This is a genomic window from Allokutzneria albata (assembly GCF_900103775.1).
GTDB classification, from domain to species: domain Bacteria; phylum Actinomycetota; class Actinomycetes; order Mycobacteriales; family Pseudonocardiaceae; genus Allokutzneria; species Allokutzneria albata.
In genome coordinates this window covers 5,120,798-5,137,805 of record NZ_LT629701.1, presented here as the reverse complement: position 1 = coordinate 5,137,805, position 17,008 = coordinate 5,120,798, and the positions used below count along the sequence as shown (strand labels likewise).

Here is a 17,008-nt window from a genome sequence, read left to right as displayed (position 1 = left end):
ACTTCACCTTCCTGAGTGGACTGACTGCGGCATGTCGGGTTCTCCGGGGTGAAGGTCGCACGTCACCACGGACGGGGCGTGGCTATTGCTCGGTTTTCCCTGGCCAGATCTCCCAGGCGTTGCCGCGGCCTCGCCGCACATCGGCGTTCGGGTGGTCGCTTTGGATCTCGGTGAGGAGTTGCACGACCTCGGCAATCGGCAGCCCTGAGGGAATCACCGCCAACGGAGCTGGTTCCGGTGGCGGGGCTGGTTCCGCTGGTGTGGCGTCGTCGGCGAACGCTAGGAGATACAGCTTGCGGGTCCTTTGGATGAGGTCGGCCCACTCCGGCCACTCGGGGCAGGGGCCCACGCATGGGTGATCGCGGCCGATTTTGAACGCGTACCCATGCCACCCCAGCGGTCGCACACAGTCCGAGCACATGTCCCCAGCACCCAGGGGTGGAATCTGGAGAAGGATCTCCAACTGCGTCTGACCGGTCTCACGGGCGCGGCGGAGCTTGGCTCGTTCCGCCTTCGCCTGGCCCTTCACCGCAAGGAGCTCACTTGCCTTCGCGACCGCCATGCGCAGGCGAGAAACCTCGCGCTCCCGCCACCGCATGAACGCAACAAGCATGAGCTCACGGCGGTCAGCCGGCAGGTAACCGTGCTCATCAACGACCGTCTCAGGATCACCCACCCGCTCCCGAAGAGCATCGACATCCCGCTGGAGCGCCACGATCTGGACATCGAGCCGCGCGAGGTCGCTCGCGCGCTTGCTCTCCGGCATCAGAGGGAACCACTCGCCGCTAGCCACAGCAGCCCGGTCCGCTCGGCAAAGCCGCACCTGCGCCTCGCGCTCCAGCAGCCGCAGCCGTGCGAGATGACGCTGCTCGTCGTAATCCTGTACCCGAGTCAGCCGCTCCCGCTCGCGATGCTCAGTCCGCGCGGCGGCCTTCTCCTCCAGCTTGTCCGTCCACGCGTTGATCTCTGCGGTGGTCATCGGGCGGAAGTCAGGCTCGGCTCGTGTCCACTGTCCGAGGATGGCTTCTGCAGCAGCCAATTCCTCAGCCCGGTCCTCGACTACCCAGGGATTCCACGACTGCTCTCTGAAGGTCGAAAGGATCAAGTCCAACGCCTCGGAGAACTCTCGCGCTGATACGCGGGTACCGGGCTTCGGCCTCCACACGGTTCCGTCGGGAGCCAACACCTGCGTGACGCGCTTGGCCATCGGAGGACTCTAAACCCGTGTGCTGCCAGGCAAGAGAAGCACGAACACAATGACGGCATCAGGATGAGGACTGCAGATTCCTGAGGCGTAACGACTTCCTCCGCGGCCGTCACGCGAATGGTCCACCAGCATCGTGTCCCGCACACAGCTGTCATCTGCTGGACAGATTTCCGGTGTGTCATGACCATTGACGCCTGATGGGTCACGGCACCGTGCTTACCTTCGGGCTGAGCGAACCAGCGCTCGCGTGCTCAGCCGATCCCGCTGTCGGCGCGGCGGCACGGGAGGTCGCCGACAGCGTCGGCTTCGTGCTGGTGGTCGCGTTCGAGCCGTGCGCGGAGACGCGGATCCAGCGGCCCTATCCGCAGCGCTGGCGTAGCGCGACGCCTGCCACCGTGCGTGGAACAGGTTGTTTGGCGCGGACGACAACACCGAGTCCATCACCGGGAGACCGATCGTCAATGATCGGCTCGCCGATCGATCCTCGAGCCAGGCGATGCGTCGACGAGTCGTCGTGGTGAGGCATACGAGCACTGCATTCGTGAGCTGTCGAGCGGCTGAATGTGAACAGCGAAGCAACGGAATCGGCCGTCGTCTGTTCGGGCGAAGCGACGTTCTTCGTGACCTGGGGTGGTTCCCGTGGGCCCCACGAGCACGGGGTCCTGGCTCGTCACGTCTGCTCGCTTCTTACCGATATTGATCATGAACGTGATGGGAAAGCGTGGCCAGAACACGTGGACTCCCGGTCGCGTCGCGTCGACTTAGTCATGTGCAAAACGGTGGTGTTACCGCTGTAGGCGGTTTTCGCCCGTTTGCTTCACGGTGATGCTCGTCATGTTGATGGGTGTGTTGCCGGGCTGTGACTATCCGTGCCGGGTCGGGGGACCACGGGGTACAGGGGGAGTGGGGGCGGATGCGCTGGCGCGCGCCTGGAATTCGACGTGCCGTGGCTGTGGTGTTAGCCGTGGCTTTGGTCGCTCAGATCGGTGGTTCGGCTACAGAAGCAACCATGGGGGATGTTCGTCCGCTACCCGCGGGTGCGGCGCTAACAGCTCCGATCCAGCGCAGCGGATCAGCCATGCGCGCTGCTGCGGCGCCGTCACCGGCGTCCACGCGGGCTCACACGCGTGTGGGTAAGCGTGATCAACCGCGCCCCGCCGACGCCGTCGCCGACCGCGCCCCGGACCTGCCCGCACCACCGAAGACGGGTGAGCAGCGAGTCACGGTCACGCCGTCGGTGCAGGCCGCGCCGCGAGACCAGGTCGGTTTCGATGCCGCTACCAGTGTGGAGCAGACCGAGCAGCGCACCGATCGCACCGCCACCTTCCGCAACGCCGATGGCACATCGACGCTGCGGATCTACAGCGATCAGGCCCACGTGCGCGCGCCGGATGGCCGGTGGGCACCGGTGGATCTGGCCCTTGCCCGCGACCAGGGCGGCCGGTTGCGGCCGGCGATGGGGCCCACGGAGGTCAGTTTCGCTGCCCGCAGCCGGGATGCGGCGCTGATGCGGGTGGCCTTGCCGAAGGGCGCCTCGCTGGCCTACAGCCTGGTGGGGGCCGCTGACGTGCCCGCCGTCACCAGCGGAGCCACGGCTACCTATCGGCAGGTGCTGCCCGGAATCGATCTGCGGCTGAGCGCGACCCGCGCCGGGGGCAAGGAAGACCTCATTCTTACCCGCCCCGATGTGGGGTCGTCGTTTGAGTTTCTGCTGCGCGCTCAGGGGGTGAAGCCTCGTGTGGACGAGGCCTCGGGGGCGGTGCAGCTGATCGCGGATGACGGGACGCTGCGGGGGACGATCCCGGCGGGCTACATGGTCGACTCCGCCGCCGACGCCGAGTCTGGGCAGCCGCGTCGCTCCGATGCTGTGCGCTACGCCGTGGCTCCGGCAGGCGCGGACACGTGGCGGTTGACGGTGTCGGTGGACCAGGCGTGGCTGCGTGATCCGGCGCGGGTGTATCCGGTGATGGTCGATCCGTCGGTGGAGCGGTTGGATGCGGATCTGGAGGACACCTACGTCCAGAACGGCGATGGCACCGATCGTTCCCGCGCGGTGCAGCTGAATGTGGGCAGCAGTAACGGTGGTCGCACGATCGCGCGCGCGTATCTGAAGTTCGACTCCGCGCTGGCGCGGCTGCGCAACCGGTACGTGGTGGGTGCCTCGCTGGTGGTGGACAACATCGGCTCCCAGACCTGTCAGCCGCGGCCGGTCACGGTGTTCGAGGTGGCCCAGCCCTGGAGCGGTGCCTCGCTGCGCTGGCCCGGTGCCGCGGTGGGCCGCGCGCTGTCCACGCAGAGCTTCGCCCACGGCGGCCCCAGCGGGGGCTGTGTGGCGCCGGCGTGGGAGAAGTTCCCCCTCGACCCGGACACCGTGACCCGCTGGACCCACGGCGTGCCTTTTCACGGGTTGAGCCTGCGCGCGGCCAACGAGTCCGACAGCTCGGCGTTCAAACGGTTCGCCTCGGCCAACTCGGCCAACAAGCCCTACCTGGAGGTCAGCTACTCCCCGGAGGGCGCTGCCTACGAGGTCAGCGACCTCACCTTGCCCACGGCCAACCGCGAGGGGACGGTGCGGGCACGGGTGACCAACCTGGGGTCCTCGACGTGGCCGGCGCGCGGTGGATTCCGCCTGGGCTACATCGTCAAGCGTGGCAACGACATCGTGGCCACCTCGCACGGTGTGGGCCCGGAGGGCGATGTCGCCCCGATGGGGGTGGGCACGTTCACGGTGCCGCTGCAGGGCCTGGCCCCGGGCGACTATCAGGTCCAGTTGAGCATGTTCGACCCGAATGGTGCCGACTTCCACCTCGCGCACGGGGTTCCGTACGCGGTGTTCGCGATGACCGTGCGCAACGTGCCGCCGACCACCAACCGGCAACAGCCCGGTTCTGGTGCGGTCGTGGACTCGTTGACCCCGACGCTGTACGCGGAGGCGACCGATCCGGACGCCTGGCCCAACACCGGGTTCAAGTACCTGTTCCGCATCTGCACGAACCAGGCGTTGACCGAGGGGTGCGCGGAGTCGGGGTGGGGCGGGCAGAGCTGGTCGGTGCCCCGCGGAGTGCTGCGGTGGTCACAGACCTACTACTGGAGCGTCAAGACCCACGACAACGTTGAGCCCACCCCCACCTGGCCGGTGCTGCTCGCGGTGACCACGCGGGTGCCGCAGCCGCAGATCACCGCGCATCTGGCCAGCAATTCCGACAGCGTCGCGGGACCGGGGTTGGATCCCCAGATCGGCAACTACACCACCCAGAGCGTCGACGCGAGCGTGCCGACCGTGGGCCCGGATCTGACGATCACCCGGACCTACAACAGCCTCGATCCCAGGCGGGCCACCGCGTTCGGTATCGGGTGGGCCTCGCGGCTGGACATGCGGCTGGCCGATGACCTCGACGGCACCGGGAACGTGGTGATCACCTACCCGAGTGGGCGGCAGATGCGGCTGGGCCGCAATCCGGACGGGCCCGGCGAGGCCCGCAGCTACGCGCCGCCGGCGGGGGTGAACATCACCCTGGTCTACGACAAGGCCTCCGGGATCTCCACGCTGCGGGATGCCTCCGGCAGCCGTTGGGATTTCGACGTGCTGGGTCGCCTGATCTCGATCACCGACGCGGCCGGGTTGACCGAGCGGTTGGAATACGACGCCGGGGATCGGCCGGTGCGGATCGTCAACGAGGTCAGCAAACGGCTGTTGTCGTTGACCTGGCAGGCCAACCACGTCTCCTCGGTGAAAGTGTTCGTGCCCGAGTTGGCCGCTGCCCAGGCCGAGTGGACCTACACCTACGACGGTGATCGCCTCACCAAAGCCTGCACTCCCAGCGGTGCCTGCACCGTCTACGGTTACGGCAGCGGCTCGCACTACCGGCCCGGCGTGCTGGAGGACAACCCGCGCGGCTACTGGCGTTTCGCCGAGACGTCCTCGGACACGACCGCGAGCGCGGTCGCACGCACCCCAGGCGCGGACGCCGGAGTGCTGCACGGCGTGGTGCTGGGTGCCGACGGCGCGGTCGGGGGACCACGGGACCGGTCGATGGGTTTTGACGGCGCCAGCAGCTTCGTGACACTGCCGTCGAAGCTGGTCACCGACACGATGACGCTGACCGCGGAGCTGTGGTTCAAGACCGCCGGCCACGGCAGTCTGCTCAGCTACGCCGATCAGGAATTCCCCAAGCCTGCGGGGCAATCCACTCCCATCCTTTATGTGGGCGTGGACGGTCTGCTCCACGGCGGGTTCGCGATGCGGGAGGTCACCGGTCCCCGGCAAGCCACCAGCACCCAGACGGTCAACGACGATGCGTGGCATCACGTGGTGTTGTCCGCGGCCGTGGACCACCAGGTGCTCTACCTCGACGGTGTCGAGGTCGGCCGGGTCAGCGGACTGATCGACCACGGCCGCCGCGACCACATGACCGTCGGGGCCGGGTCGGGCAAGGACTGGCCCGCGACCAACGGCGCGGATTTCCACTTCACCGGCCAGATCGACGAGGTCGCCCTCTACCGCAACGCCCTCGGGCTGCAGGCGGCGAAAGCACACCACTCGCTGGCACGCCCGATCGATCAGCTGACCAGCATCACCCTGCCCCAGGACAAGCGGCTCTACGCCCAGATCAGCTACGACGACGTCCAGGACCGGGTGCGCACCCTGACCGACCACCAGGGCCGTGCCTGGACACTGGACGCACCCACCACCACAGAGTCCACTGTGGAGGGTAAGACGGTCGCCCGGCGCACCGTTGTTCTGCATGGGCCGTTCCCGGACTACACCTACGTCTACGACCCCGACAACGGCGGCCGGATGGTGGAGCGCACCCACGGCGGCACCCTCCGCTACGAGTACAACCAAGCCGGTTTCCGCTCAGCGGTCATCGACCAGAACGGTCACCGCAGCGAACAGACCACCGATGACCGCGGCAACGTCCTGTCCCGCACCACCTGCCGGGCAGCGGGGCACTGCAACACCAGCTACTTCACCTACATCAAGCCCTCGGCCAACCCGCTGGACCCGCGCACCGACAAACTCGACTCCGTCTCCGACGCGCGTTCGACCAACCCCCAGGACACCCGGTTCCGCACCACCTACACCTACGACCCCGCGGGCCGACTGACCACAACCACGTCCCCGACCCCCCAGGGCAGTGACACAGCGGCGGTGGAGATTCGCCGCTACACCAACGGCACCGAAACCGCCCAGGACGGGGGACTGGTGCCCGCAGGACTGCTGGCCAGCACCACCAGCCCAGGCGGACAGACCACCACCTACACCTACCGGCGCAACGGCGACCTCGCGCAGACCATCTCCCCCGACCACCTCCACACCCAGTACGGCTACGACGAGCGTGGACGCCCCAAGACGATCACCCTCGCCAACGCCGGCGGCGTGGCGTTCGGCACCACCACCTACACCTACACCCCGAACTCCCAGATCGAGTCCGTCACCGAACCGCCCGTGACCAACTCGATCACCGGCGTCGTCCACACCAAGACCACCACCTACCGCTACGACGCCAACGGCAACACCGTGGAAGCCGCGATCACCGACGCCACCCCACGCGAGCGCGGTGGCGATCCTCCACGTGTCACGACCTTCGACTACGACGCCCACGACCGCCTGCGCCTGACCCGCCTGCCCAACGGCGGAGAAGAAAAACGCGACTACGAACTGCACGGGCTGCGGGTGGCCATCACCGACGTGCGCGGCACCGTGTGGAGCACACTGTCCGATGAGGACGGTCGTGTGCAGGCCCGCACCGTCGCCGGTGTCGGCGTGGACCCCCAGGACCCCAAAGCCACCGGGCTGGCACTGGAGTTCCGCAGCTACGACCCCGCCGGGCGCCTGGCCACGGTCTCCGACGCCATGGGCCGCACCACGACCTACACCTACTACGACGACAATCTGCCCGCCACCACGACCCGCACCGGATTCACCAACCCCAACGGCACCAAACGCGATGTGAGCCTGGAACACCGCGACTACGACCCAGCGGGCAACCTCACCGAGCACATCCGCACCGGAGGCCTGACCACCCGCCACACCTACGACGCGGCGGGATACCTAGCCAGCAGCACCGACGACCCCGACACCCTCAAGCGCACCGTCACCTACCAGCGCGACGCAGCCGGCAAGCCCCGGCGCGTGGAGCGCACCGGTGCCGCACAACCGGGGCGCGTGGAATCCACGACCTATGACTACCACCCCAGCGGACGCCTGAAGTCGCGCCACGACAAGGTCACCGACAGCTCGGTCGTCACCAGTCAGTTCGACTGGGACGAACGCGGTCTGCTCACCGCCGCGACCAACCGGCGGCTGTTGACCACCCGCTACACCTACGACGCACACGGGCAGCTGGTCGGCACCCACCGTCCCCCCACGGACGTGTGGGTGGCGGGGCAGAAGCACACCGGCTTCACCGCCGTGGACGTCGTGGGACGCAACGCCTCCGGAGAGGTGACCCACGTCAAAGACCCCGCCGGCGGGGTCACCGTCACCGAACGCGACGCCATGGGCGGTGTCACCGCGACCGTGCTGCCCGCCTACACCCCGCCCGGGGGCGCGCCCATCACCGCCGCGAGAATCACCGCCACCTACGACCTCGCCGGCAACATCACCGAGGTCACCGACGCACTCGGCCGGACCACCACCCACACCTACGACCCCTACGGGCGGACAAGCACCACCACCCTTCCCCCGGTGGGGGAGACACCAGCCGTTGTCGCGTATCGGTATGACCGCGCCGGGGAACTGCTGTCCCACACCCAAGCCAACGGAGTGGAAACCCGATGGACCTACGACGACCTGGGCCGGCGCATCACCCACACCCAGCTCGATCGTGTCCCCGGGCCGCTGGCCTACTACACCACGACACTGCGCTACGACGACGCCGGTAACCCGACGGCGACCACCAGCCCCATGGGCTACACCTCCACCGCGACCTACAACGCCTTCGGTGAGCAGACCAGCCAGGTCGATGCCACCGGCCGCGCCGTCACCACCGACTACGACATCGCCGGACGCCAGCACCGAGTGATCACCCCGGACGGTCTCACCGCGACCACCACCTTCGACCTGCTGGGCCGCGCCACCGGCCTCACCCACACCGTCGGTGGACAGGACAAGCGTCGCTGGATCCACGACTACGACGACAACGACAACCTCACCGCGACCGTCTCCCCCGAGGGGCGCCGCAGCGAGTACTTCTACGACGACCTCGATCGCCAGATCGCCCAGATCGAACGACCCGACAACACCACGACGATCACCACGAGCCAGGGCTACGACCGGCTCGGGCACCGCAGCCGGTTCACCGACGGCGAGGGCCACAGCACCGACTACACCGTCACGCCGTGGGGTCTGCCCGAGTCGGTGATCGAACCCGAAACCCCCACCGCCAAGGACCTGGCCTTGCGCACCTGGACCACCAGCTACGACCCCGCTGGCCAACCAGTGCGCCTGACCGCGCCCGGCGGTGTGGTGCGGGAACGGGAATTCAATGCCCATGGCCGACTGACCGTGGAGCGGGGCAGCGGCGCCGAGGCCGCCACCACCGAACGCCGCTTCGCCTACGACGCCGCCGGCCGCACCCTCCGAGTGAGCGGGCCCCGCGGCGACAGCGTCTACCGCTACGACGACCGCGACCACATCGTGGAATCCCTCGGCGCCGCAGGACATGCCACCTACGACTACAACGGCGACGGCCACCTCACCGTCCGCACCGACGCCAGCGGACGCGCCACCTTCGACTACGACCCGGCCGGCCGCGTCGCGAGCATGACCGACCCGGTCACCGGCCGCACCATGGACTACGCCTACGACCCCGCCGGGCGTCTCGGCGCAGCCGTGGACCGCGCGCTGCAGTACCGCATCACCCGCAGCTACGGCTACGACGAGCTCGGACGCCTGGCCTCGGACAAGCTGGAGCAGAACTCCACCTCCGGGGCACCCACCCGCACCGCCTTCGGGGAGGAATACGACTACGACCTCGACGACAAGCTCACCGAGAAGAAAACGATCACCGGCGCGGACGTGGCGGTCAACAGCTACGGCTACGACCGCCTCGGCCGACTGACCAGCTGGACCAACCCCGCCGGCGCCACCACCAGCTACGCCTGGGACAAGGCCGGCAATCGCACCACCGTCGGCACCACACGATTCACCTACGACGAACGCAACCGGCTGACCACCGGCGCCAGCACCACCTACGACTACACCGCCCGCGGCACCCTCGCCCGCGCCACCACCAACGGCCAGTCCACCGCCTACACCTTCGACGCCTTCGACCGGATGGCCACCACCGGCACCACCCGCTACAGCTACGACGCCCTCGACCGGGTCACCACCCGCAACACCACCGCCCTCACCTACGCCGGACTGTCCAACGAAGTCGTCTCCGACGGCACGCGGCTGGTGAGCCGTCTGCCGGACGGAACCCCGTTCTCCGACAAAGCAACCACCGCCACCACAGCCGGCAAGATGCTCTTCGCCGATCGACGCGGAGACGTCATCGGCCGCTACATCGCCGCCACCACCGACGGGCGGCGCACCTTCGATCCCTTCGGCACCGTGACCACCACGACGGGGGAGACCTCGACCCTGGGCTACCAGGGCGACTGGACCGACCCCGACACCAGCGTGGTGAACATGACCGCTCGCTGGTACACCCCCAGCTCCGCGACCTTCACCAGCCGCGACGACTGGACTCTGACGCCACGGCCCTCGGCCGCGGCCAACCGCTACAGCTACGGCAACAACGACCCGATCAACAACATCGACCCCACCGGTCACCTCGTTCAGTGCGCGACCCCGGCGACACTGCCGCTGTGCACCGCCGGTGCCGGTGCCGCCGTCGGCGGGCCCGTGGGCGGCCTGGCCGGTGCTCTGCTGGGGGCTGCGGCCGTCGGCGTCGCCGGGCTCTTCGGATTCGGCTCAAGTGGTGGCGGTGGCGGCGGAGGGTTGCCCATTGCCCCCAGGCCCGTCCCCGTCCCCCGCGACACCGGCATCGGGACGCCTCCCTTCGGAGGCGGTGGCACCCCGCCACCGGGAATCGGGGGCGGCAACGGCTGCGTCGGCCGAGGATGCACCCCGCCGCCGTGCCGCACCAAACCCTGCCGCCCCGTCGTGGTCGCACCGCGCCCGCCCCTGCCGCCGCCCCCACCACCGTGGTTGATCAACGCGCTGGTGAAACTGGCCTACGTCGAGCTGGGCAGCACCATCGTTCCCCGCCCCGCCGAGGAACGCCTCGACATTCCCGCAGAGCGGATCATCGACACCAGCAGCGACCGTCTGCGCGAGGAAACCCGACTCACCCGGGACCTGCCCGCCCCGGACACACGGTTGCCCGACCTGCGACCCGGCGACGACGACGTCAACGAGAACCAGTGTTTCGCAGGCCTCATCGATGACCAGGCCGTCAACGACCTCCCGGAAACCATCACCCACAACGGCGTCGCGGCTCAACGGGCGACCGGCGGTACCGCCTGCATCGCAACGATCCACCAGAAACGACGCCCGTCGCTGCCGGACCCGGTCGGCTTCGACCCGAGCGTGCACGTCCGAGGGCATCTGATCGCGCACATGTTCCACGGATCAGGACAACTCGACAATCTTGTCCCGCTGTTCAAGAAGGTCAACAACCCGGAAATGCTGTCCATTGAGCGCCAGGTCAAAGACGCCGTCGTGGGGAACAATTCCACGCCAGGGCAGCGGGTGTTCTACCGCGTGAACGCCTACTACTGGGGAGCCAATGACGCGGTCCCGGACCAAATCAGGATCACCGCGGTAGGCAGCGGTGGCTTCAAATGCCATATTTTGATCAACAATGAAGATCCGGGAGTGGGGTCAAGTGGCCAGCGTTCCAAGTGTTGAAGCCCTTCTTCGGCTCGTCGGCCGGGAACCCTCCGCGCGCGCGAGCGGAAGGTGGCCGGATCTTGAGCAGCGGGTCGGCTTCTCCTTCCCCGAGGACTACAAGCAGCTGGCCTCGGCCTTGCCGTCGGGCTGTTTCAACAACCAGATCGCGGTGAGGTTCCCGCCCGCCGGGCCCGCCGACACCGACAGCTACCTCGCCGAGCTCGCCGACAACTCCGCACTCGCCCGCGAAGCCCAGGAAGCCGGCGACTGTCCCTACCCGGTCTACCCCGACCCAGGAGGACTCATCTTCTGGGGCTCCTCGCTGGAGTCGGACACCTTCTTCTGGCGTCCCGTCGGTGACGACCCTGACCAGTGGACGGTCGTGGTGTGCGATCCCTACCGCATGGAATGGGAAGAGCACGAGACCACCATGTCCGCCTTCCTGCTCGGGCTTGTGACCGGTGAGCTTTCCAGTGACGTCCTCGGCGACAGCGTGCCGACCGGCAACGACGCCACATTCACGCCCTTCACCAGCCAACCCGCCGAGAGCGAGGCGCAGCCGCTGACCGCCGAGGACAAAGCCGGATACTGGCGGCGTTCCCCACTGCCCTCGTGGTCGGCTGAACCCGCTGGCCGCTTCGCGGACCTGCGCGAGCTGGTCGGAGGCGACTACGGTGCGCGGCCGCTTCCGTGGGAGGACATCGAGCGCGAGTTCGGGTTCGTGTTCCCGCAGGACTACCGGAAATGCCTCGAGCATTTCGGCCCGGGAGATTTTCGTGGCATCCGGTTGATGGCACCCCGATGCGCGAACCTGGATTACGACCTGGGTGTGCTGCTGCAGCGGATGCGCGCCACCGCGGACCAGCGCAGCCCCGCGACGCGTGTCCCTTTCTACCCCGAACCCGGTGGGGCGATTGCCTGGGGAACCGTTGGCGAGCACCACGTCCTGCTGCGGGCACCGATGCACGAGGACCCGCAGAAGTGGAACTGCGTGATGACCGGATGGGAGATCCGGTCGACCAATGTCTTCGAGCACAGCATCACCGGCCTGATCTACGGCTATCTGACCAAGGAAGGCGGCCTGATCAACGCCCTCCCCGGCGCGCGCGAGCTCGATACCGCCGGTGGAGAGCTGTTCCGCCCGGCCTAAGACACAACCGGCGACGGCGACTCGGGGTGCGCCGTGCTGCCGCCACAACATCACATCCGATATCGACGCTTCAGATCGTTACACGCCCGGCACTCACACCCTGACTGCCGCGGCCGTACACAAGGGGGAGACGTGAGTGTGTTCAAGCGCGCGACAATTGTCGCCGCAGGGGTCGTGGTCGGACTGGCCTCCGTCCTACCCCCGGGGTTAGCCGCCCCGCATCGGGACCCCGCAGTCGAGGTGCGGAATTCGGTGCAGCAGCCACGTGCTGGCTCCCAGCACCTCGGCCGCGACACTCAGGGCCGCACCCTGGTCTATGTCGACGGCGCCGCTGAGACGGTGCTGCGCACCGCCGTGGGGAAAGTCGGGGGCACTGTCGCCGCCGCGGTTGCCGGCCGCGTCAAAGCCGCCGTGCCCGCCACACGGATCGCCGAACTCGCCGCACTGCCAGGGGTGAGCGAGGTCCGGCTCCCCGATCGCGCCGTCCCGATGGCGGTCACCTCCGAAGGTGTGACGGCCTCGCGGGCCGCGCTGTGGCACCAGGACGGCAAGAAGGGTGCCGGCGTCAAGGTCGGCGTCATCGACGTCGGCTTCGGCGGGCTCCAGCAGGCCCAGCAGAGCGGGGACCTGCCCGGCAACGACCGCATCGTGGTCAACAGCAGCAACTGTCTGGACACCGGCCTCAGCGACGACCACGGCACCAACGTCGCCGAAGTCATCCACGACATGGCCCCTGCCGCCAACCTCTACCTCGCCTGTGTCGAGGACACCATCAGCTTCGCCGCCGCCGCGGACTGGCTGCGCCAGCAAGGCGTGCAGATCATCACCTCGTCCCTGGGGTTCCTGACCTCCCAGGCCAGCCGCGGGGACGGCACCGGGCAACCCGGCAGCCCCGCGGACATCGTCCGCCGCGCCCGCGAAGCCGGGATCCTGTGGGTCTCCGCAGCCGGAAACCAGGCCCGCATGCACTACGCCGGCACCGCCGCCGACCGCACCGGCGACTCCTGGGTGGAGTTCACCAACCCCGGCGAAAGCGCCGGGGCACAAGGCAATGGCTTCCCCGTGCCGTGGGGAAGCCGCCCCACCGTCGGTCTGCGCTGGGACGCCTGGCCCACCACCACGAAAGATCTCGACCTGTATGTGATGAAGACCCCCAACCCGCCCAGCGGGCCGGAGGATCCCAACATCGCCGCGAAATCCACCCGGTCCCAGGCCCAGTCGGCGGGGGGACTGAGCCCCACCGAGGAGGTGACGTTCACCAACAGCGACCAACCCGCGCAGACGCGCACCTACTACGTCTACGTCAAGAACAACAACGCCCCGTTCACCACCGGGCTGGAGCTGTTCGTCGGCGGCGTCAACGCCAACGTCCAGCTGCAGCGCTACACCGAGGCCGGCAGCGTCGTTGAACCCGCGAGCTCACCCTTCGCGATCGCCGTCGGGGCGAGCGCCCCCGGCTCCGGCGTCGTGCAGAACTACAGCAGCCGCGGCCCGAGCATCGATGGCCGCACCAAACCCGACCTCACCGGCTTCGACGCCGTCACCACCGCCACCTACGGCAACCGGGGCTTCACCGGAACCTCCGCCGCCGCCGCCCACGTCGCCGGCGCCGCCGCCGTGTTCAAGGCCGCCAACCCGGCCCTGGACGCCGCGCAGCTGCACACCGCGCTGACCTCCCGCGCCAAGCGAACCAGCATCAACAACACCAGCGGCCACGGTTTCCTGGACCTCGGAACACCCGATGCGGTGCCCGCCACCAACCCCGCCGGCTACACCCCCCTCGTCGAACCGCGCCGCATCCACAGCCGCGCCTACACCCCTGGTGAGCTCATCACCGTGCCCGTGGCCGATGTCCCCGGTGACGCGACAGCGGTGGCGGTCAACATCACCGCCCGCTCCGACACCGACACCAGCGTCGATGTCTTCCCCACCGACCCCGCCCACCTCGACACCCGAGCCACCACCCTGCGCGTGCGGCCCGGCGGCGGGTTCACCGCCGTGATGACCGTGGCCACCCTCGGACCCGACCGGGCCATCCGCGTCCGCAACCAGAGCGGCAACACCTGGGTCATCGCCGACGTCCTCGGCTACTTCAGCCCCACCAGCGCCGCCAACTACATCACCCGTCCCGTACCGCAACGCATCCTCGACACCCGTGGTGGATTCGGCGCCACACCCCGCACCGGGCCCCTCGGTCCTGGCGAGGTCTATCCGCTGGCCGTCCGCGGCGTCGCCGGCGTTCCCGCCAGCGCCACCGCCGTCGCGGTCTCGATCACCGCCTCAGAGGCCAGCGAGGAAACGTTCCTGTCCGCCTACACCCTCAGCGATCCCTCGACCTCCACGCTCAACCTCAGCCGTGACGACCGCCGAACCAACACCGCCATCGTCGCTCTCGCCGAGGACGGCACCATCAAGCTGCGCAACGACCGCGGCATGCTCGCCGTGGCCGTCGATGTCATCGGCTGGTTCGCCCCCGACCCCGGCGCACGCTACGTGCCCCTGCCCAGCCCGACACGCGTGGTAGACACCGCCTCCGGGACCGGACTGCGTCAAGGCCCACTCGGCCACGGCGAAATCGCTTCCTTCGCCCTCGGCGGCACCGCCGGCGTCAGCGCCCGCGCCACCGGCGCGGTGGTCACCACCACGGCCACCGAAGACCTCATCGGCAGCCAACTGTCGGTGTATCCCACCGACGTCGGGTGGTCGCCGGTGACCACGATGGGACTGCGCCAAGGCCAAACCCTCGCCAGCACCACCCTGCTGCCCCTGGGCGCCACCGGCAAAATGGACGTCCGCAACGAACGCGGCCACACCCAACTGGCCACCGACGTGCTCGGCTACTTCGTCGACGGCACCCCCGCCACCTCAGCCGGAGCGTGCCCGACGCCACGCGGCGAACTCGGGTTCACCCCCATCTTCGACGCCCGCATCGACAGCAGCTACGGCTGGCAATCCACCAGCGACACCCCACTCCGCCGCGACGGCTGCGACCTCATCACCGGCGGCAGCGACAGCGTGTACTGGTTCGCCGGCGCCACCTACAACAGCAGCTACACCCTCAAGACGGAGTGGAAGGCCACCGGCGCCAACTCCGACAGCGGTGTCCTGGTCGCACTGGCCCATCCCGGCAACCACACCAACCCCGAACCGGGCCTGGAAGTCCGCATCGGCACCGACAACTCCGCCGGAGCCGCCACCACCGGCGCCATCACCGGCCTGCAGGCACCCACCAGCTCCCCCGTCCGGCCCCGCGGGGAATGGAACACCTACGAGATCACCGTCGAGTGGAACCGCATCACCGTCACCCTCAACGGACAACGCATCAACGACTACATCGCCAATCCATCCACTGTGGACTCTCAACGCCTGATCGGCCTCCACAGCCGCAGCGGCAGCGATCCGGTGCACTTCCGCAACATCCGCGTCAAACACAACGCCGCCACCGGTGTCGGCTCCTTCGTGGGAATCAACACCAAGTGCCTGGACAACTCCGGCAACGCCACCAACAACATCGCCTACCTCTGGTCCTGCTACGGCGGCGAAGCCCAAACCTGGACCATGCCCGGGGACGGCACCATCCGCAACGCCGACCGCTGCCTGGACGTCGAGAACGGTGCCACCGCCAACGGCAGCCGCGCAGGTCTATACCCGTGCAACGACTGGAACGCCCAGCAATGGCTGGTACGCACCGACGGCAGCCTGCTCAACACCCGCTCCGGCAAATGCCTCACCGCCACAGGAACCAGCGACCGGGCGCCGGTCACCATCGAACCCTGCGCCCGCACTGCCGAACAGACCTGGCGCTGGCAGTCCCAGCCCGCGATCGCCGGCGCCCTGGTCAACGCCACCGGCAAGTGCCTAGATGTCGTCAACGGTGCACCCGATGCCACCGAAACCTGGCTGTGGGACTGCCACGGCGGCTTCGCCCAAGCCTGGCGGCTGGTCGCCGACGGCACCGTCCGCGCGTTCTCCCGCTGCCTCGACGTCACCGGCGGCGCCGTCACCCCCGGCACCCGCGTCGGCTTCGCCGCCTGCAACACCTCACCAGCCCAGCAGTGGGAACTGCGCCCCGACGCGAGCCTGATCAACCCCAAGTCCGGGCTATGCGCCACCGCGGCCACACCCGACACCCGAGCGGCGATCACACTGCAGAAGTGCGACCGCACGCCACTGCAGACCTGGCGCCTGTCCGCCCAATCCCTGGGCCGGGGCACCATGCTCGGCTGGGTCGTCGGCGAACCCGGCGGCAAATGCCTCGACGTCGTCAACGGCGACCCCGCCACCAACGCCGTCTGGATGTGGCAGTGCGCCGGAACACCCGCTCAGGTCTGGTACCCCGTCGACAGCGGAACCATCCGCGCCTTCGGAAAATGCCTCGACATCAACTTCGGAGGAACCACTAACCACACCAAAGTCGGCCTCTACGACTGCAACGGCGTCGCCGGACAACAATGGGTGTTCCGACCCAACGGCACCGTCGTCAACCCCGTCTCCGGCCGCTGCCTCGACGCCTCCAACCGCGCTGACACCGTCGTCATCTACGACTGCCACGGCGCCCGCAACCAGCGATGGGCACTCGCAGCACGCCCCAGCTAAACCAACCGAAGACATCATGCAGTGCTGGTGCCTTGGCGCCCTGCATGCCAGATGTCGACACTCCAACGTTCCTCGACTGGCGCCGGGACTAGAAATCCCGATGGGGTGAGATCTCCGATGAGGTCTCGCGTGACCTGGTAGCGGACGAGGCCTCGATAGGGCGGGGTGATCGGATCGCCGACGGGGGTTCCCGTCGTGGTGATGAAGGCGA

At 68.4% G+C, this 17,008-nt stretch carries 4 protein-coding genes; 3 read left to right on the top strand and 1 reads right to left on the bottom strand.

All coding sequences use genetic code 11. The features are described from left to right. Positions 1-82 precede the first annotated feature (82 nt). On the bottom strand, positions 83-1,207 hold the full coding sequence (locus BLT28_RS22880; RefSeq protein ID WP_030433561.1) for a hypothetical protein: 1,125 nt from the start codon (positions 1,205-1,207) through the stop codon (positions 83-85). Between the two features lie 1,129 nt (positions 1,208-2,336). On the opposite strand from BLT28_RS22880, the gene BLT28_RS22875 reads away from it, so the two are divergent. From BLT28_RS22875 to BLT28_RS22865, 3 genes are all read left to right on the top strand, one after another. Continuing rightward, the gene (locus BLT28_RS22875; protein ID WP_043814228.1) at positions 2,337-11,069 is read left to right on the top strand and encodes an RHS repeat-associated core domain-containing protein; all 8,733 of its coding nucleotides are present in this window, start codon (positions 2,337-2,339) and stop codon (positions 11,067-11,069) included. Continuing rightward, positions 11,047-12,201 carry a hypothetical protein gene (locus BLT28_RS22870; protein ID WP_030433562.1) on the top strand — a complete coding sequence of 385 codons (1,155 nt, stop codon included), beginning with the start codon at positions 11,047-11,049 and terminating at the stop codon, positions 12,199-12,201. The genes BLT28_RS22875 and BLT28_RS22870 overlap by 23 nt, the downstream gene beginning before the upstream one ends. Positions 12,202-12,453: 252 nt before the next feature. Further along, entirely contained in the window at positions 12,454-16,797 is a 4,344-nt protein-coding gene (locus tag BLT28_RS22865) for a ricin-type beta-trefoil lectin domain protein (protein ID WP_030433563.1), read from the top strand. Positions 16,798-17,008 lie beyond the last annotated feature (211 nt).